Annotated in this window: 5 protein-coding genes; 1 reads left to right on the forward strand and 4 read right to left on the reverse strand. The window is 47.4% G+C overall.

Annotated features, from left to right (window positions below):
* Positions 1 to 191 precede the first annotated feature (191 nt).
* Positions 192 to 18,797: a malectin domain-containing carbohydrate-binding protein gene (locus BW980_RS13645; RefSeq protein WP_076455776.1), complete on the forward strand. Its 18,606-nt coding sequence runs from the start codon at positions 192 to 194 to the stop codon at positions 18,795 to 18,797.
* Between the two features lie 46 nt (positions 18,798 to 18,843).
* Here BW980_RS13645 and BW980_RS13650 read toward each other — a convergent pair whose 3' ends face one another.
* The 4 genes from BW980_RS13650 to BW980_RS13665 are packed head-to-tail and all read right to left on the reverse strand — an operon-like array spanning position 18,844 to position 21,883.
* A complete protein-coding gene (locus BW980_RS13650; protein ID WP_076455777.1) occupies positions 18,844 to 20,043 on the reverse strand; it encodes a glutamate-5-semialdehyde dehydrogenase in 1,200 nt (399 codons plus the stop codon).
* Complete coding sequence (gene proB / locus BW980_RS13655) at positions 20,044 to 20,829, reverse strand: glutamate 5-kinase (protein ID WP_076455778.1); 786 nt, start codon at positions 20,827 to 20,829, stop codon at positions 20,044 to 20,046. It lies immediately after the preceding gene.
* On the reverse strand, positions 20,822 to 21,637 hold the full coding sequence (proC, locus tag BW980_RS13660; protein WP_076455779.1) for a pyrroline-5-carboxylate reductase: 816 nt from the start codon (positions 21,635 to 21,637) through the stop codon (positions 20,822 to 20,824). Before proC ends, proB begins: the two co-directional genes overlap by 8 nt.
* 54 nt (positions 21,638 to 21,691) lie before the next feature.
* The gene (locus tag BW980_RS13665; protein WP_013993774.1) at positions 21,692 to 21,883 is read right to left on the reverse strand and encodes a hypothetical protein; all 192 of its coding nucleotides are present in this window, start codon (positions 21,881 to 21,883) and stop codon (positions 21,692 to 21,694) included.
* Between the last annotated feature and the right edge of the window lie 106 nt (positions 21,884 to 21,989).

The raw sequence follows: 21,989 nt of genomic DNA on the forward strand, positions 1-21,989 counted from the left end.
GACGTTTTCCGTCATTTCGGAACGTTACCGATTACCCTAATATCTACCCCCACCAACTTTATCCGGTATATCTACCGGTCGAGTATTTATGCTCATTTTTCTCCCCCATTTGTTTTCCTCCCCCAAACTAGCGAAGCTCCCCCGCTTCGTCTTCAAAATCTCAATTCCAAATCAACTTTACACATTAGCGTATGAAAAAAATTACTCTCCTGACCGTATTGGTTTTGTTGACCACATTTACTTTTGGGCAGACCCCGTGTGCCCCTATTAGTACCTTAAACTGTGCAGAAATAGCATCTGAATTGCCTTTGAATCTAAGTTTTGACGGTTCGGATACAGGGATTCTCAATTCCGGATTTACCATGGTAGATCCACCATCTTCCCGATTGGCGGCAGATGATCTTGGTGCCGACCCGAACGTGCCCGGACTCTTATCTGACCATATTTCGATTAGTGGCGGAAGCCTAAACGTTACGGCGACCAAAGGGATAAATTACAGCCAACTCTCGGGGAGTCCCAATAGTACGCTTACCAATTCCCAAGTGAACGCCCTTGGCACCGGATTCTCCATAGGAAGTGATGTAATAGAGGTCTCCGCTACCATAGACCAACCCGATTTTACAGGTACGGCGGGTAACAATTCGCAACAGGCGGGTATATGGTTGGGGCTCAATGAAGACAATTATGTAAAATTGGTAGTCGTAAAAAGTTCTGCTACCGAGCAAAAAATACAGATGCTCCTAGAGCAGACCAATCCAGCAAATTCGGCAAATTTGATCCTGTCGGAGTTCAATACTTCGGTCTTCGAGGCCAGTACGGTAGCTTCCATAGGGTTCAAACTTGTGGTCGACCCTTCCGATAACTCGGTAAGGGGCTATTACAGTTTAGACGGAGGTGAAATGCTTCAAGTAACGGGGGCTGCTGATTTTATGACGACACCGACTTCATTTTTTACTGGGGTCGACCACGATAACGATGGGGCAAGCGCTGCTTTGACCTATGCCGGAATCATGACCTCCACAAGAAGGGCGACTTCTGGAAACATGGTAGTTTCGTATAAGGATTTTTCTATTGAAGAAATCGTCTTGGCCAATTCTGAAACCGACATTTTAACTTTTGTACTCCTAGACGAGACTGGGGATGCGCTAATAGATACCGAAGCGCATACCATAAACATAGAAGTGGGTAGTACTACAGACCTAACGGCCTTGGCCCCGCAGATTACACTTTCTTCGGGGGCCAATAGTACTCCGGCATCTGGAGTGCCCGTTGATTTTAGTAATGGTCCGGTGTCCTACATCGTTACGGCGGAAGATGGCGCTACGACCCAAGATTGGTCGGTGATAGTAGTTAAGGAAGAACTTCCCTTTGAGGCCCATATCAATTTTCAGGATAACCCTAGCGAGACAATTCCTCCTGCCGGATATTTGGCCGACTACGGAAAAGCCTTTGGTAATGCTGCCGTTGACTTGAATGGGAATAGCTACGGCTATGGTTGGAAACTGGCCGCTTCAGGTAATCCTTATGATGCTTCAGAGGAAGTTGCGGGCAACTCCACTGGGGTCGGTCGTATGCGATTAGGGAATATATCGAATTATAATGCAGCTCCACTTCAGGAAAAATTGGAAGGGACCCTCGTGCATTTTCAAGGGGACAATATTTCAGGTTGGGGCAACACCCAGGCCCGAAAGAACGAACTGTTCTGGGAAATGGAAATTCCTAACGGCGTCTATGAGGTAACCATAGGACTTGGGGATAAGGCCGAGGGGAATACCGATAGCCGGCACAGTGCTACCGTTGAAGGGTATTCCATTATTTCCGCTTTTGCTCCCGCCGAGCAGGAAGTACGTATTTCCACTATGGTGGTACAGGTATCCGATGGCCTGTTGACAGTTGATGGAACAGGTGGATTTAACTCCAAAATCACGCATATCGATGTGGTGGAAACTACCGCAAGCCCCGTAAACGGAATATTGGCCTTTACTCCGGCTACGGCGGACCAAACCCTAGAAACGGGGGCAAGCACAAGCTTTGTCGCCGAGTTGGCCGGCACAGGTGCCGTTGATATTGGTTTGGCCATTAATGATAATGTTGACGAAACCACTACTAACGGTTGGCTTACCCTTCCTGAAAAAAGTGATATCGGATCATACGAATTTACTATGGACGGAACTTCCCTCGTAGTTGGGGATGCCCGAAGCGCACAGGTTATTGCTACGGCAAAGGGGTTTGTTCCGGCCGTATTGGATATTGACTTGACGGTTACGTCGGTTGTGCCTTTATCATTTTCCTTTGTAGATGATTTTGATGCCTATGCCTTGGGTAACTTACATGAGGTGGCACCCACGCAATGGCTCAAAGAGAAGCCTGCCGATGTAGGCATACCGGTTTTAGGGGAAGGCATTACCCCAAACACCACCCAGTCCCTTGATTTTTCCAATGGGGCCCATACGCACGACTTGATACCTTTAACGGAAGCCCCGATAACCTTGGAGGCCGACCAGCCGTTTTATTTTAGTACCTATTTTAAGGTGGGTAGCGTAAGCAACCGCGTCCGTACCGCTATTCTCATCGCGGATGATGTGCCCGGAGATCAATGGGTAAGGGAACAGGTGGCCAGTGATGGCAATAGTGGCCTTATAGCCCGAATTGGCTTGGGAGGTCCCGGTTCCGATAACGGAAATTTACCGGTAGATTCTGATAAGACCTTCCAGTTTGTGGTAAAAGGCGAATGGGATGGGGCAGGTACTATTAACTATTCCTGGACCATTGAACCTAAGCTCGATTTGTCCCAGACAGTATGGACCTCGGCAGGAAGCCATACAGTAGAGGGAACCCCCAAGATCGATCGCTTGTTCATCAGTTCGGTGGGTACCAACGATGCTAAAATTGGAGGGATACGCCTCGCTTCGGATTATTCCGTAGTAGTGACCGAAGAATTGAATACGGCTCCCCTTATAGAAGATCAAGAATTTTCTATCGCGGAAGATGCTCCTGTGGGGACTTCCATCGCCACCGTAGTGGCATCCGATTCAGACCCTTTGACCTACGCGATTACCGCAGGTAACGATAATGGAACCTTTGCCATAGATCCCAACAATGGGGAACTGACTACCTTAATTCCCTTGGATGCCGAAACCGTAGCGCAATATGTACTTACGGTCGAGGTCGGTGATGGAACGAATACGGTTTCTGCCCAAATCACGGTCAATATTGATGACGTGGTTGAGGCCTCGCCCTGTAGCCCCTTGAGTTCGTTGCCTTGTGATCAATTGGAAGCATCACTGCCCTTATCGCTCGATTTTACCATAGCGAATGGCAAATTGTCCGACTCGGGCTTTACCATGGTGTTGGAACCGAGTGCCAGGTTGGTTTCTGACGACGGCCTTGCCGATGAAAATATAACCGGATACGCCCCCAGTCTTGTGGGACGGGATGCTTCCGGACTCTCAATAACAAGTACTAAAGGTATTTTTTACAGTCAGTTGCCCGCTCAGGGCGCACCGAATAGTACGGAGACCAATTCACAAATGAATGCCTTGGGCCTTGGTTTGCCCGTACCGTCAACCGTATTCAGCGTATCGGCTACTCTCGAAAATCCCGATTTTTCCGTCAGTGCCGGAAATAATTCACAACAGGCAGGTATTTGGTATGGGCTTGATGAAGACCATATCGTAAAATTGGCGGTCGCAAAAACGGGGAACACCACCAGGAAAGTTCAGCTGCATTTAGAGAATATGGATGGGACTTCCTCACAAACGGCCTACTTTGAATTGAATACGGGTAGTTTGGCATCAAATACGGGTGATATTAAGCTGCGTATGGAATTTGACCCCGTAAATAATACGGTTTCGGGGTATTATTCACTTGACGGGGGAACCGAAGTCTTGGTCTCCCAAGGCGGAACGAACAGTTTGTCCGTACCGGCCAGTTATTTTTCAGGAAGTACCTACGATACCGAAAATCAGGCACAGCTATTGAACTTTGCCGGTATATTCACCACACACAGAAGAGCGGATGTCGACCAAAGCATTACGGCCCTATTTAAAGATTTTGCCGTAGAAGGGGAGCCAGAACCCTTAGTTCTTTCCTTCGATATCAACGAGTTGAATTTTAGCGGGGAACAGGGCTCCGATATCGCTACGCAGAGTGTTAGCGTTTCTGCCAGCTCGGGTAACCCTACTTTTGTGCTTTCCGATGATCCCGATGCGGCTTCGTGGTTGATCTTGCCAACGGATCCGGTATTGGGCGAAATAGAATTTGAGGTTCGCTCGGATATTCCCGTAGGCACCTACGGGACCACCGTTTTTGCAAGCGATCAACCTGATTTGGGCTATGCCAATGCGGAAATGACGATCAATTTGGAAATTACCGAAGCGGTCAATGATTTTGCGGTAAACATTAATTTTTCAGATCAGGCTACGGCCGCTCCGGCAGGTTATGAAAAAGATGGGGGTGATGCCTATGCGGATAGGGGCAATGGTTTTTCATATGGATGGTTGGATGCAACTACATCACAGCCCGCCGATTTGACCAAAAATGGGAGAAACAGGGTCGTCTCAGGGGTGAGTGAGTTGAACAACACCTTGATACATATGCAATATGGAGATGTTTCCTCCAACGCTTCCAATGGTTATCTGGCCGATGCCAAATGGGAAATTGAAGTGCCGAACGGCGATTATTTGGTAACGGTTTTCGTAGGTGACCCCGATGTCGATACTCCTGCGTCGAATACTCCCGCCCATAGGATAAATGCCGAAGGGGTAACTTTGGTAAATGACTATGTGCCTACGGGTACGGCCGGTGCAAGTTCTAGGTTTACATCGGAAAGCGCCATAGTAAATGTTAGCGATAATAGATTGACCCTTGATCCCTTGGGCGGATCCGGTAAGAATACAAAAATCAATAGTGTGCAGATCGTGGCCACTTCTGTGGGGATACAGACCCCAAAGGTAGTCGGGATAACCCCTCCTGACGGAGCTACGGGGGTATCGGTGAGCACTAGTGTTTCCGCCAATAACCTCTTTCTTCCAAACTCCGATACCAATGGTAATGCGGGGGTTGATAATACGACCATAACCAATGCTACGGTACGCTTGTTTAAACAGGGGAGCACTACCCCTATCGGGGCCAGTGTTAATGGAACCGGTGGTGGCGATGCCATTAATTTGGTGCCGAACCTTCCATTGGAGGCCAATACCGTTTATGTTTTTGAAATTGATGGGGTGTTGGATTTGGTAGGCGAACCTTTCGAATTCTTTACTTCTTCATTTACTACAGGTGATGGAAATGCCGGACCGGTTACCGATTTAGACAACGTTTCATTTACCAATGCGGGCGTCGTGGGGTCAAATGGAAAATATTCGACCCTTACCATAGGACCTGATGACAAGTTGTACGGATTGGAAATCTCTGGGGATATTCACCGATGGAACATCGATACGGACGGAACCTTGACCGATGAGGAAGTACTTACGGCTTGGAAAACCGCTTATGGGGGAAGTCGCACTTCCGTGGGGCTTGTTTTTGATCCTGCGGCTACCTCATCTAACTTGATTGCCTACGTTTCCCACGATTCGGGAGGCTTGAATAGCGCTCCGGATTGGGATGGGAAAATATCTAAACTCACTGGGGCCAACCTAGAAAACGAACAATTACTGGTGACCGATTTACCCCGGTCGACCAAAGATCACTTGACCAATAGTCTTACGTTTAGGCCTGGTGAACCCAATGTGATTTATTTTAACCAAGGGAGTAATAGCGCCGCGGGGAAACCCGATAACTCTTGGGGCAATAGGGAAGAAAGTTTATTGACGGCTGCAACCCTTAGATTGGATCTTTCCCTTCTACCGGCTACGCTACCCTTGAACGTACGGACCACAAGGGATGCCATGGCGATAAATAACGTGGATGTCAATTCCCCGACCTTGGATGGCTTGTACAATCCGTATTACGTAAATGCACCTTTAAAATTGTTCGCTACAGGTATTCGTAATGCCTACGACTTGGTATGGCATTCCAATGGGCAATTGTACGTTCCGGCAAACGGAACTGCTGGAGGTAGCAATGCTCCGGCATCTATTGATGGCACAAGACGGCCCGATGGTTCGTTCTATGATCATAGCAATCCTTTGTACCCTGTTGTTCCTTTTTCGAACGGAAACAATGTACAGCGCGATTGGTTGTTCAGGATTAACCCTAATACCACTATGGGGTATTACGGTCATCCGAATCCGTTCCGAGGTGAATTTGCTTTGAACCGGGGTGATATAGATGTTAGTAAATCGGCCTATGACGGAGTGCAACCTGATGAAAATTATAGGGGGGCGGCCTTTGATTTTGAATTCAATAAATCGCCCAACGGGGTTATCGAATATCGGAGTAATGCCGAAAACGGAAACTTAAAAGGTGCCTTATTGGTCGTTCGTTACAGTGGGGGCAGTGATATCATCGCCTTGGTGCCTGACGGACCAGGAGGGGATATATCGACCTTTAAGGAGGGAATACCTGGATTTACAGGTTTTCAAGATCCCCTAGATTTAGTAGAGGATACCTCTAACGGAAATATATATGTATCGGACTATGGAAGAAGCCAAATCGTATTGCTGAAACCTAGTAATCAGGCTTCGCCTACACCACTTATCGTATTGGATACGGAAAAGGTAACAGGTGATGCTATTTCCAATTCGGGATCTTTCACGAGCGAGATTTTGTTGTCCAATTTAGGAAATGCCAGTTTGATGGATGTCCAGGCCCAAATTTCGGGGGCAGACCAAGATCAGTTTTCGATTGTCGGATTGCCCACTTCGATAAATGCCCAGAATTCGGCCTCGTTCCAGGTGGTGTTTACACCCACATCGAACGGACCTAAATCGGCGGAATTGACCTTGACGGGCACCAATGCCGAACCCGTAGTCGTGTCATTGAACGGTCTGGGTAAAACGGGACTGGGAGGAAATAATGAGCCTTCATTACAGTGGATATTGGATACCCATTTGGGCGATGGCGCCGTAAATGTGGGAGATACCGATCCGACGACCAACCTTATCAATTTGCCGAATGGCAGCGGTTATAATGATATTTTAGGTGATGAAGTGGCCGTTCAAAAATTTGAAAGGGCCGTTGATGCACCGGTTACGGTTGAATTGTTAAGTTTATACGGTCCTACCAATACCACTCCGGTAGTGGCATTTGGATGGTATGTTAGTGGCGATGCGAATACTACGTCAGAATTGTTTACAGTTTCCAATAGTCCCGCGAGTAACGGACAGACGCTTAACGCTCCGATCGTGGGGGCAACCGAGTTTGACCCAGGAGCGGTGAGTTTTGGTTTCTATAGTCGATGGCCATTCTTTGGCGACCGACATTTGTTTAGCGAAGATGCCCTCAATACATTCGCCGATGCCATTCCGCATCATGTGAGGGTATATGAGCTTCCTGGGGAAGAGAATGCCTATATTATTGCAACGGAGGAACATGTTTCCGGGTTTGACTACCAAGACATTGTCGTCATTGTCAGAAACATCAAACCCTTTGACGATGCCCCTAGCCTTGCTTGTTCCCCTATTAGTATTTTAGAATGTGACGAGCTTGAAGTAAACTTGCCCTTCTCTTTGAATTTTGATGGGACCGAAGGCGGATTGGCCAATACAGGCTTTACCATGGTCGATAATCCCTCGGCAAGGCTTGCGGTAGATGGCACCCCTTATAATCTAAATGTTCCGGGGTATGAACCCGGTAGGATAAGCTTGTCCAATGGCAATCTGGTTCTAAATGCCGCGAATGGTATCGCCTATCTGCGTAATGGTCCAGGTGCTGGGACGAGTACAGATGTAAATTCACAGATCAATACCTTGGGGGTAGCCGTCGATGCCGATAGCTACGGAAGTTTTAGTATAGAAACCTCCTTGGTGAATCCATATAGCGATGGCTCCAATAATTCCGAGCAGGCCGGATTGTGGTTCGGTCTCGATGAGGATAACTATGTAAAGCTGGTGGCTTCAAATGGTAATAGGGTAGAATTACTGGCTGAGGTAGCAGGGCTTTCGGCAACCTCACAATCTATAAAGGCCGATGATATTACGGACTTACATTCGAGCAACGTAGGTCTACGGTTATTCGTCGATATTGAAAACAACCTACTTGTCGGATATTACTCCTTGAACGGTGGAGCCGAGGTTGAAGTGGGTTCTTTGCCGCTGCCCTCGGGTTTTGTTGCCGGGAATTCTTCTTATGATGACTTGTCTTTCGCGGGTATCTTCAATACAAAACGAAGGGAGGCCACGGCCAATGTAAATCATACTTTTGAACTTTTTAGGATAGTTTCCGATGATGTAGTGGCCTTTGAGCCGGTGAAGATTAATTTTTCGCTTCCTGAAGACGTACCACCTTCAGGGTATCTGGTAGATTCCGGTTTGGCCTATGCCGATCGAGGTAATGGATATAGTTACGGTTGGTTGGCTACTGACGGAACAACGGGCTTGGACCTCTCCGAAAGGGCTCGTAATAGAGGAGTTGCGGGGGTAGATATTTTGCAAAATACCCTAATACATATGCAGTATCAAAATGTAAAGCCTGAGGGGCAAGAGGGTATTTGGGAAATGGAAATACCCAATGGAAATTACACGGTGGCCGTAGGTGTAGGTGATCCTAATGTTGATGGTCAGGCGGGTACGGAACCTTTTCATACCATAAACATTGAAGGTGTCAATGCCATAAATAGGTATTCGCCCACCGGGGTCGAGGGCGCTTCTACCAGGTTCACCTCGGGAGTGGCCGATGTAACGGTTACCGACGGTAGACTTACCATAGATGCTTCCGGTGGTTTCAATACAAAATTGAACTCTTTGGAAATTACCCAAGGCAGTGGTGTTGTCCAGCCGTATTTCGCTAATGTTAATCCCGCCGATAATGCCAACGATGTGAGAATTGAAGATTTTCAGATCAACGTTGAGGTTATCGTTCCTGATGATTATGAGATAGATAATAACACCCTTGCGGGCAATATCAACCTATTTGAGGTTACCGCGGGCGGAGATGTCGTGGTGCCTTCCAATTCTAATGATACGGGAGGGGGAGACGCCATTACCTTGACTCCGATTCAAGAATTAAAGGAATTTACGACCTATCGCTTTGTTCTTACGAGTGACATTGAGGCAAACCGAAGGGGCGATTTAAATGATAGAATACCCTTCCGCGCTTTTGAATCTACATTTGAAACGGGTGAACTCGATGATGGAACCATACCTATCCGAGATTTGACAGGAGTTGAATTCATCAAGGTTTCGGGTGTGGCCAATTTAGGCCCCGGTGTAGATAACCAACGTTTTTCGAGTTTGGTCATCGGGCCCGATGGTAAGTTGTATGCCAGTACCATTGGCAACTTTAATTCAGATGGCCAAATTTATAGGTGGGATATGGCCATTGATGGCACTTTGAGCAATTTAGAGATTTTAAGTCCACCCTTACAAGGCTCGCCCCATCCTGAAACGGGCGCTAGGGGCAACGATGACCGATTGATCATTGGTTTGGCATTCGATCCCGCATCCACTGCCGATAATCTTATTGCCTATGTAACCCATAGCAAGGCCTCTATTTCGGGCGGACCGGAATGGGATGGTAAACTGTCGCGTTTGACCGGACCGGATTTGTCTACGGTAGAAGATCTTGTTATCCATTTGCCCAGGTCGGTAAACGATCACTTGACCAACAGTATAGCTTTTGATGCCCAAGGCGATTTATATATCAGCCAAGGTAGTAACTCGGCAGGGGGTAGCCCCGATGGCAATTGGGGCAATAGGCCCGAACGCCTTTTGGCCGCGGCTATCTTAAAGTTGGAATTGGACAAATTGCCCAATAGCCTACCCTTGAGCGTGTATACTACCGACGATATTTCGGTAATCAACGCCGCTCCAAACGGTAGTCTGCAAATGAGTGATGCTACCTATAATCCGTATGCGACCAATTCCCCCTTGACCATATTCGCATCGGGTATTCGTAATGCCTATGACCTGGTATGGCATTCCAATGGTTGGTTATATGTGCCTACCAACGGAACCGCCGGTAATAATAATAGTTCGCCCAATTCGCCTTCAACTTCTGATTATCCGTTGGCAAGGCGTATCGATGGCTTGAGCACAATTCCCAATGCTCCTAAATTACTAGGTGGCGAAACACAGAAAGATTGGTTGTTCAAGACCAAGGGAGGATCGTATCATGGCCACCCCAATCCTTATAGGGGTGAGTTCATCTTGAACCACGGTGGTATTTCATACAGTGGATTACCCGGTCAGGTGGAGGCCTCCTATACCGATGTGGGCAAATACCCCGATGATTTGGCTCCGGATCCAAATTATCGTGAACCTGCATTTGATTTTGGAAAGAACAAATCGCCCAACGGGGCCATAGAATATAAGAGTGATGCCTTTGAAGGAAAATTACAGGGCCTTCTTATGGTAGTCCGTTTTAGCGGACAGGACGACTTATTGGTATTGGACCCCAAATCAAGCGGCGATATTGCCGAAGCCTATAGTAGTATTCCGGGACTTAGTGGTTTTGATGACCCATTGGATGTGGTGGAAGATCCCACAACAGGGAATATCTATATTTCGGAATACGACCGCGACAATAACGGAACTGCTCGATTGACCCTGCTAAGGGCGGCCACCCCGGCAAGCATGGGGCCATCCATAGTGGCTACTCCCGATGAGCTCATTTTTGAAGCGACAACGAACAACGAAGGAAGCAACACCGATACAAAAACGGTAGAGATAAGCAATGACGGTAATGCCGTGCTGCATATTTCGAGTGCAAGCCTAACAGGTACTTTCGCAAGTCAATTCAGTGCTGTTCAACCCTCCGGATCCGTAACGCTAAACCCAGGGGAAAGTCAAATATATACGTTGACCTATACGCCCAGTTTAGACGGAACGGACTTAGGTTATCAAGATGCTGTACTTACTTTAGAAAGTGATGATACAGATACCCCCAGTCTTGAAATAGGATTGCACGCCTTGAAAAAATCCGGTTTTGAAGGAGGTCAGGAACCTGCCTTGCAAGATGTTGTCGATGCTTTGGGTATTGGTATATCCGTAGGATGGACCTCCTTGTCCAGCTCCACGGATCCTGCTCCTGTAGGTGATGAGGTAGAAGTGGAAAGATGGGTGAAGGCATCCGAGCAACCCGTTAAGGTTACTCCCGTTGGACGCTATTCCCCAAGGGAAGAATTGCCTTTCGGCTGGTATACCAACGATGGAACTGTGGTCACCCATGAAGTAGGGGTGCTGGCAGATGATATAGCAAATGCACAGACCCTATTTCCCCCCATTGCCTCAGGTACCGACACCTTTGATCCCCAAGGCGCGGTATTCGGATTCTATGTGGAATCGCAATCCTTCGGTAGGTTCAATTATACCGAAGATGCAATTAATACCGGGGGAGTGGCCCATAGGGTTAGGATATATCCCGTAAATGATAGGGAAGGAAATGCCGTTGAAAATAGCTACCTCATAGCTTTTGAGGATGCCTCCAATGGCGATTATCAAGATTATATGTTTATTATCGATAATGTAATTCCTTTCGAAAGTGGCATACTGGCCTTGGATTTTGATAAGGAGGATATGGGTTTCTTTACTTCGATCAAACAAGAGAACGTGCCTCTACAATCATTGACATTAAATGGTAACGGAGGGATTACCTCATCAGAAATAAACTTGCAAAGCACCGAAGAATGGGTCGTTCTTCCCGATACCTTTGAAATGGGTACGGCATTTGAAGTGGGCGTCGATGTTTCAGGTTTGCCCATCGGGTCTTATGTGGCTACGATCAGCGCTTCGGCGGCAAACTATGAAAGTGACGCTGTAAGCATTGCCTTGGAAATTACCAACGAGTTGGTCTATACCTATCAGTTCAATTTTCAGGACCCGGATGAATTGGAGGTATCCCCAGAGGGATATATCGATGATGTCGGTGCCCCTTATGGCGTACAAAATACCGTTCTCGGAGACCTTAACTATGGGTGGGTCATACCAGGTACGCTTACCCCGGCCGATGCCGCCGCCAATGCAAGGAATAGAAATACAGGTGCGAACGACGATGCCTTGGTGAAAACCTTTTCCATTATAGGCCATAGGTCGGCCAATACCTATCCGCTTCGCGATTGGATAGTAGAGGTGCCTAATGGTATATACTCAGTGAATATTGGTGTTGCCGGTGATCCCGATTATGCGGACAGCAACCATGTCTTAGAGGTAAATGGGGTTGTTGTGGTCGATTATGATCAAGAAAGTATCGTTCCCGAGAATTTTGATAGTTTCCAAAATACCGAACGGGTAGAGGTAACCGATGGTCTGCTACGATTGTCTTTGGCTCCCGCCGGAGATAACGCCAAGGTGAGCTATATTCGATTGGCCCCTATTGACAGCTCCTTGTTACCTCCAACTATTTTGGCGACATTCAATGGAAATGAAAGAGCTCCCGATGTGTTTAGGGGAGCGGTAAATATCGCTCTAGAGGCTACCGATGAAAGCGGAAGTGGAGGAATAGCCTTTATAGAATATGTGCTTGATGGGGCGCCGGTTGAAAGCTATACCGATGCATTCGATATAGCCGACGAAGGAGACCATATCCTTGTCGTTACGGCCGAGGATAACAATGGTAATAGTTTTGCCAAGACGTACAACTTTACTATAGAAACCCCAACGGGTGCTTTGTTGGCCATAGAAAATATGACCAAGGTACCGGGTACCGATAGAGGTTTTCCGGCAGATGATTATTATACCTTTTATCGCTTGGGCAGTCCGGGCTCCGCTCAATTTCATGATACAAATGTCATGCGCTTGAATAATACGGGTACGGGTGATTTAGTCGTGACCGAAGTCAATATATCCGACGCCAACGACTATACCTTTGAATTACTCGATGCGAACGGGAACACGGCCCAATTGCCTATAACGATTCCGTCAGGAAGTTATGCCGATGTAGATATCACCTTTATAGCGACTACGGGAAGTGGCAACAATGGCATTTTTGTAGAAGATATCGAAATTGTTTCGAGTGCGGACAATGCGTTGAACAGTACCGCCGTGCTTCACGGAGGTTACGCGCCCCAGCCTGAAGGAGGGGACGAAATCAATGCCCAGGAAGTTTTCGATGCCTTTGGTTTCCAATCTAGTATGTTGAGTATTGTTAACGATGAGGGAAGCATTACCCCGCCCAATAATCTTACCTATAGACCAAGTTCCAATTTTCCTATTGCGGCAAATATTGAGGCTGGATATGAAGGGGATTTGATTTTGAGCGATGCTTTTGTTCAGGCAGACCCAAATCAACCGGTTATCGGTATTCAATTATCGGCCTTACACGGTAGCGGTTCAAACGGAGCCCGATTTGTTGAGGTCGAGGGTACGGAAACCGTTGGTGGAATCAGTTTTTCGCATACGGGAAGCAACTACCAGACCTTATTGCCCAAGAATAGTTCGGGAGTAATCAATTTTGATACAAGTAATTCGATTTCCGAGCCTTTTAGAATTGCGGTTGCCAATTACCTAACGACTGGAGGAAACAATATTTCAGGACGTAGACCTGACTTGTTGGGGGCGAGGGTTTACAAGGTAATCGACCACAATGGCAATATAGTTCCGAACGAATATATCGTATTGCAAGATTTTGTTCAGAACGGTTGCGGTGCGGGATCGGCAAATTGTGATTGGAACGATAATACTTTTTATTTCATAAACATCCGTCCTCAGGCCGTACCGACGGCGCAGCCCGACCAAGAGTACTTGGCCAATGCAGGGGAGGCGTTCAGTATAGATGTCGCCTCGTATTTTGACAAAGGATATGCGGGTAATGAGTTGACCGTAACAGCTACGGTAAACGGGGGAAGCCTTCCGGCTTGGATGACCTATGACGCCCAGGCCGCTACGGTTTCGGGTACGGCACCCATAGATGCTATGGGTAGCGTGCCCGTGGTGTTGAACGCGGTAGACCTCAATGGTCTTACGGCCAGCACAACCTTGACGGTCGCTATTAACGAAGCTCCGCTTGCCGTGGGTGATGATATAGAAACAACTCAAGATACGGCCATTCTTTTGGAAGGCTTGTTGGCGAACGATACGGAGCCTAATGGTCAGGCCATTACGATTGTTACCGTAGATACACCTCAAAATGGTGAAGCCGTGCTTCAAGGCGATGGGCTCTCCGTTTTGTATACGCCCGACGATGGTTATGTCGGTTCCGATAGTTTTGAGTACACGATTGAAGATGAAACGGGACTGTCGGCTACGGCAACGGTTTCCATAACCGTTACCCCTCAGAATCAAGCTCCGGTAGCCATGCTTCAAAGCAGTGTACAAGAAGGGGAGGCTGCCTTGTATGTTGAGTTTGTGGGCAGTGGGTCGACCGATGAAAATCCGGCTACGTTACGATACGAGTGGAATTTTGGAGATGGGACGGCAAATAGTACCGATCCCGATACGAGCCACACCTTTACCTCGGTTGGTGTTTACACAGTCGTCCTTACCGTTATAGATGATGGGAATTTAATAGGAACGGCATCGACGACGATTACGGTTTCGGCTCCACCTAATACAGGGCCCACCGCTGTTGCCGCAGTCACACCATTGAACGGGGCCAACTCCCTATCGTTTAATTTTGACGGTAGTGCGTCGAACGACCTCGAAGGATCGCTCGGCTATCTCTGGGATTTTGGGGATGGAAATACGGCTACTACGGCCATTGTAAACCATTCCTATGCCTTAGCAGGTGTTTATGATGTCTCCTTGACGGTTACCGATGAAGGTGATTTGGTAGATGCGGTTACGGTACAGGTAGAGGCCAAAGAGGCTGTGGTGTCCGACTTTGCCTTGAGGATTAACGTAGGTGGCCCAGAGCTTGTTTACCAAGGGGAAACCTTTGTACAGGATCAAGGCTTCGTTGGCGGTAAGGTATTTGAAAATGCGAATGCATTGGTGCCTGAGTTGTACCAGACGGAGCGTAGTGCTAGCCCACCTGTATTTGATTATAACCTTCCCTTGGAGAATGGTACCTACGAGGTGACCCTGCACTTTGCCGAAATTTATTGGGGTGCTACAAGTGGAGGCTCCGGAGGCATAGGAAAGCGTGTTTTTGATGTTTCTTTGGAAGGAAGCACCGTGCTTGATGATTTTGATATTAATCTTGTATCAGGTCCGGAAAGCCCAGTGGTACGAACGTTCGAGGTTGTGGTACAAGACGGTGTTCTAAATATGCATTTTGATGCAGGGGGCGCCAATGGTATCGATCAACCCAAACTATCGGGTATTGAGATATTAAGTAAAGATGATGCGCTTCTTCCTTGTGCATTGCCTGATGCTTGGGCCAATAACGATATAGGCTCGGTTCAAATAGCGGGAGAAACCTGTTTTGAGAACGGTAGATATGAGGTCAGTGCTTCAGGTGCCGATATTTGGGGCAGTGCCGATGAGTTCCATTTCGTATATAGGGAGTTGACCGGTGACGGTGAAATCGTTGCGCAAGTAATGAGTTTGGAGGCAACCAGTGTCTGGGCCAAAGCAGGGGTCATGATGAGGAATGATCTGGAGGCCAATTCGGTTCTTGCCCAAATGATTATCTCGCCCAATCCCAATAATTTGGGAGGTGTAGGACATAGTTTCCAAGATCGTCCTCTAAAGGGTGCGGCAATGGGTAGTGCCAACTTTACAACGCCACAATCGGTTCCGGGAGGCTTCCCCCACTATGTGCGATTGGTGCGATTGGGTAATACCTTTACCGGATATGTTTCTGAAACAAATGGAAATTGGACCCTCGTCGGATCGAAGGTCTTGCCTATGGACCAAACGATCTTTGTAGGCCTGGCCACCACTTCCCATAACGATGATGAACTTACGACGGCAGTATTCGAGAATGTAAGTGTTCAGGAAGAAACACAAGAGAACCAGGCACCATACGCATCCATAGGGACAAATGTTTCTACAGGAACGGCTCCTTTGGTCGTGAGTTTTGATGGCAATGGTTCTAGTGACGATAAAAATATTGTAAGCTATTCTTGGAACTTTGGGGATGGCACGGCAAATGGTTCAGGAGCTCTTGTTGAACATACATTTACCAATGCAGGGAGTTTTGATGTTACCCTTACCGTTGCCGATGAGGAAGGTGAAGTTGGTGTGGATGTGGTGACTATCGTCGTTGAAGCAGCGAACGAGGCACCCGAGGCCGTGGCTACGGCTACTCCCTTAAATGGGGAAGCTCCTTTGGAGGTGAGTTTTACAGGAAGCAATTCAACTGATGACGATGGTGCGGAAAACCTAAATTTCGCATGGTCGTTCGGAAACGGTGATACGTCATCGCTAGCTGATCCGGTCTATGTTTATAACACTGAAGGAACCTATACCGTAAGCTTAACGGTGACGGATTCAGAAGGACTTACTGATCAGGAAACCCTGACCGTGGTGGTCGCAGAGCCGGTGGTAGTAGGTGATTTTGCCTTGCGAATCAATGCGGGAGGGCCACAATTGACCCATAATGGTGAGGTGTACGTGGCAGACCGTGATTTTGTAGGAGGTAAATCTTATACGAATACCAGTGCCGAAGTACCTGAATTATACAAGACCGAACGTAGTGCGCTGCCTCCTAATTTTGGCTATGACATTCCATTGGCAAACGGTGAATATCAGGTAACCTTACATTTTGCAGAGATTTTCTGGGGGGCTACAGGTGGAAGATCGGGTGCTGTAGGAAAACGTGTGTTCGATGTGGTCATGGAAGGAAATACCATTTTGGACGATTACGATATCTTCGATGAAGTGGGACCACAGACCGTGGTGACCCGAACGTTTGACGTAACCCTTGTCGACGGCGTGCTAAACCTTGGTTTTGATGCCAATGCACCGGATGGGCGAAACGAGCCCAAGTTGTCGGCCATTGAGATTGTTAGTGTAGGTGCCGTCAACGAAGGGCCGGTCGCTTTTGCCAGTGCAACGCCTTTAAATGGTGTGGCACCGCTAGAAGTGAACTTTAACGGTAGCGGCTCGATCGATGACGTGGAAGTGCTCTCCTATACATGGGACTTTAAAGATGGCGGTAGTTCTACACAAATGAATCCCGTTCATACCTTTGTTGATCCTGGTGCGTATGAGGTCAGTTTGACCGTTGCCGATGCCCAAGGGAAGACCGATACACATACGGTCACCATCCAGGTAGATGAGCCCGTTGTCAACGACTTTGCCTTACGGATCAATGCCGGTGGACCTGAAATGACCCATAACGGTCAGGTGTTTGCGGCCGACCAATACTTTGTGGGAGGCAAGGCGTATACCAATGCGAGTGCCAATGTACCCCAGTTGTATAAAACCGAACGCAGTGCCTTGCCACCGGTCTTTGCCTATGATATTCCTGTTCCGAACGGAAGCTATCAAGTGGTGCTCCATTTTGCCGAAATCTTTTGGGGCGCCCAAGGAGGGGCTTCGGGGGCTGTAGGCAGACGTGTCTTTGACGTAGAAATGGAAGGCGCTAAAATACTCGACGATTTTGATATTATTGCGGAATCAGGTTCGGAGACCATAGTGATAAAAAGCTTTAATGCGACTATCGAGGATGGTCAGTTGAACTTGGTCTTCGATGCGGAAGGCAGCGATGGTAGAAATGAACCCAAACTGTCGGCCATTGAGGTCATAGGAAGCGGCGCCGTACTTCAGTTCGATCCTGTGGCCCATGCCGGTGATGATATTGAAATCGATTTGTCGGCCAATGAAACCAGCTTGGTGGGAAGCGGCCATGATCCTGACGGTGGGGCCGTAAGTTACCAATGGTCCCAGGTTTCTGGTCCGGATACGGCCATTTTGACCAATAGCAATACACTGGAGTTACAGGCCGTTTTCTTGGTCGAAGGAGTATATGTACTGCGACTTACGGTTACGGATGATGAAGGCCGAACCGCTTTTGACGAGGTCGCTGTTACGGTAAATAACGATGCCCAAGAAGAAGTTTGGTTAGAGGCGGAGTGTGGTGTGCTTGGTTCGGGATGGACCGTTGTCGAGGATTCTTCCCGATCAGGAGGCAATTATGTAGTGCCGCCCGCAGGCTTTAATTCTTCCTCGGGAAGTATAGGGGCAGCGGTATTGACCTACAATGTGTCGGTAAGCGAAGGTACCTATGCTATTTTCGGACTCGTAAGGACGCCGTCTGGTGTCAACGATAGTTTCTGGATCCGTGTGAACAACGGGGCGTGGGTACGATGGAACAGTATTCCTGCCAGTAATGAATTCGTATGGCATAGGGTACACCTTAACGAGCAATTGAGCAAACCTCGAAGTTTTGAGCTTATAGAGGGTATCAATAAAATTGAAATTGGCCACAGGGAAGATGGCCTGGGGCTCGATAAATTGTTCTTGACCAAAACCGGCGACCTGCCTTCCGGTCTTGGGGGTACGGCCTCGAATTGTGGAGGTAGTGGAAAAACGTTCGAAGAACAAATTATCGCAGGAAACTTAGAAGTAGAAGCAATAGCCGATACCCAGTTCTATAGCGAAAAGGTTCCTAATGCAGTACATCTGTTCCCTAATCCCGCGGTAGTGCAAACCAAAATAAGGTTAGATAACCCGGAGGTCGAGATTGCACAGGTACGCATTTATGAAGCCTCGGGCCGATTGATCGGTGTACACCAAGGAGAAGCTCTGAAAACGGGTGAGGACGAATACGAATTGAACGTTTCCGGTTTAACGAACGGAGTGTACTTCCTTCGAATAGCCATAAGCGACGGAGAGGTATTTGATCGTAAACTGATCGTTGACCACCGCTAAATATGGAGTAAAAAAGAAAAGGGAGCGATTTAATCGCTCCCTTTTTTTATTCCCTTATTTGTCCTTCGCCGAAGACGTAATATTTATTGGTCACCAACTGTTTGAGTCCCAATGGACCGCGATGGTGCAATTTATCGGTGCTAATGGCCAATTCTGCCCCAACTCCCATTTGTCCGCCATCGGTAAAACGGGTAGAGGCATTTTGGTAGACGGCAGCACAATCTACCTGCTCCATAAACCGTAGGGCGGTTTCCTTGTTTTGTGTCATAATGGTCGCTGAATGTCCTCCGGAGTGGTTATTGATGGTTTCAATGGCCTCCTCGGTTTTTTCTACGGTGCCAATGCAACATTTCAGGGCTAAAAACTCTTCTTTCCAAACCGATGCTTCGGGGATTAAAGCTTCCTCCTTCAATACTTTTTGCGCGCCTTCATCCACCAAAAGGCTTACTCCGTTTTCTTTTAGTATGCGCGCCAGATCCGTCATTTTTTGCGAATAATCTTCAATATTGGTGTGGATAAGGATTTTATCCAAGGCATTACACGCCGATATCTTGGCGGTTTTAGCATTTAATATGACCTGTAGGCTCATTTCCCAGTCGGCCTGCTCGTCAACATACAAAAAATTATTGCCCCTGCCACTTACCAATACGGCGCAGCTAGCGTGTTCCTTTACAAATGCGATCAACCGCTCACCTCCCCGGGGGACGATTAGGTCGAGCTTTTGGTTGGGCTTTTTCAAGAAGGCCCGGGTTTCTTCACGGTTGAGGTTCAACAGTTGAATGTAGTCGGTCGAAAGTTCGTTTTCCTTCAGGGCACGATGCCAAAAATCGACAAGTACGGTATTGCTGTGAAGCGCTTCCTTACCTCCTTTTAAAAGAATTTTGTTGTTCGCTTTAAAAGCTAGTACGGCCGCTTCGATCGTAACGTCGGGCCGAGATTCATAAATGATCATTATAGTGCCAAAAGGCGCCGTTTTGTTAATCACTTTTAAGCCGTTCGGTAATTCTTCCTCAGAAATATCCCTACCTACAGGGTCCTCTTGCGAACGTACTTTTTGTACCGCCCCGATCATTTCTTCTATTTTCTTGTCGTCTACGATCAGCCGCTCATATAGGGCCTGGTCGTTTTTGTTGAAAAGTTCCAGGTCTCTTTTGTTGGCTTCCAGTAGTTCCGTTCGGTTTTCGTTCAGAATACGGACCATGGAATCCAATACCTTGTTCTTTATATCCGTTGCAATTAGTTTCATTTATGCTTCCTGTTTTTCGAGGGCCACTCGGGTCCCCACGTTTTTTCCGTCTATAATATCGATTATCGTACGGTCTTTTTTTCCGTTGGCAATATAGGTGGGTATGCTGTTGGCGGCCGCCTGCTGCGCATAGTCTAGTTTTGAGCCCATGCCGCCCCTGCCTTCACCGGCAGCCTTGTTACTGTCTTTGATATAGGCTTCAAAGTTGTCTTCTGGTCCTACATGTGGAATAAGGTCACTGTCTTCGGCATTCGGATGGCCAGTGTAAAGTCCGTCAATATCGGTGAGGATGATCAACTTATCCGCATTCATCAATTGTGCGATCAAACTGGCCAACTCGTCGTTATCTGAAAACATAGACATAGTAACGGATACCGCATCGTCTTCATTGGCTATGGGAATGACCCCTTCGGCTAACAGGCCTTCACAACACTTGATCATATTCTGGCGATGTACGCCCGGACTAAAATCGCGTTTAGTGGGCAGTACTTGGGCACATTTCATACCGTAATCATGAAAAATATTATAGTAAAGGCGCATCATTCGCGGTTGACCGATGGCCGAATATACCTGTCTTCTCTGGGTATCGTTTTCAATACTTGAATTGCCCAATACTTCCTTGCCGGCAATTACCGAACCTGAAGAGACCAAAATGGTGATGATGCCGCGCTCATAGAGCTCGGCAATCTGTTCTACCAACCGGCGGAGTACGGGGCGTACGATACGATTGTCTTTATTGGTCATTACGTTGGTGCCGACCTTTATAACGATGAGTTCCTTATGCATAGTTCTCCTCTTTGCCTAATTCTACCGCACGCTCAAAAGCCGCAAAAGCCGCTTCCTTGATCAGTTCGCTGACATTGTTATCGTCCATAGAGTTTAGGGCCGCCTGTGTAGTGCCTCCTTTACTGGCCACACGGTCCATCCAAGAATTAGGGCTAAGGTTGTTCTGGTTGAAGAGCTCAACGGCACCGGTAAAGGTCTCGCTGACCAAAACACTCGATACTTTTTTCGAAAAGCCCATTTGTAGGGCGGCCTCCATCATGCTTTGCATAAAATAGAAAACATAGGCCGGGCCACTGCCCGATATGCCCGTAGAGGCGTCTATAAAGTTCTCATCGCTCACCCTGATGGACTTTCCCGTAGTGTCTAACAGGCTTTCCACGGTCAAAAGCTCTATTCTTGAAACCTCCTTTGACGAGGTGTAAGAGGTGAGTCCCTTGCCAACTTTGGCCGGTAAGTTGGGCATGGCGCGAACGATCTTGTTCAGGCCCGTATGTGTTTTAATGGCATCAATGGTAACGCCGGCCATAATGGAAATCAAGATTTGGTCGGAGTGGACCAAAGGTTTAATGGTCTCGAACAAGGCGTTCGCGTGGTAGGGTTTTACCGCAATAAAGATGATGTCTGCTTGGGGCACACATTCTTCCAATTTTTTAAAGGCATCGAAATGCGCCATTTCATTTAGTTCTTTCAGTTTCTCTTCGGAACTGTCTAGCACCATAATGTTCTTTTTTTTGAGCAATTTAGATTTAGACATGCCTTCGGCATAGGTCAATCCCATGTTTCCGGCTCCGATTACTAGTACTTTCATGAATTTGTTTTAAGGAGTTCTTGTGAATTTCTAAGTAAAGTCTTGTGGTTGTATTTAGATAAAGAGTTGACAGTCGTCGTAGTTCTTTATTTTGCCGTAATAGGTTTTACGGTATTTCTGCAGGGTGCTGATGGGCAGCCCCAAAAAGTAGCGTTTGATAGAAGTTACCCTTGTGGTCAGGGCCCCCATTTTTTCACTGTAGTGTTTTTCTGTTCTTGTTTTTCTTTTGATATATAATAACCTCATAAAATGTATTTAGCTTGTAACATATCATAATGAATAGCTATTACAAATATGAAGTGTTAAGATTTTGTTATTGTAGTCTAAATAGATTTTTATCTTACTTGAAATG

It is taken from the genome of Zobellia uliginosa (assembly GCF_900156625.1).
Taxonomy (GTDB): domain Bacteria; phylum Bacteroidota; class Bacteroidia; order Flavobacteriales; family Flavobacteriaceae; genus Zobellia; species Zobellia uliginosa.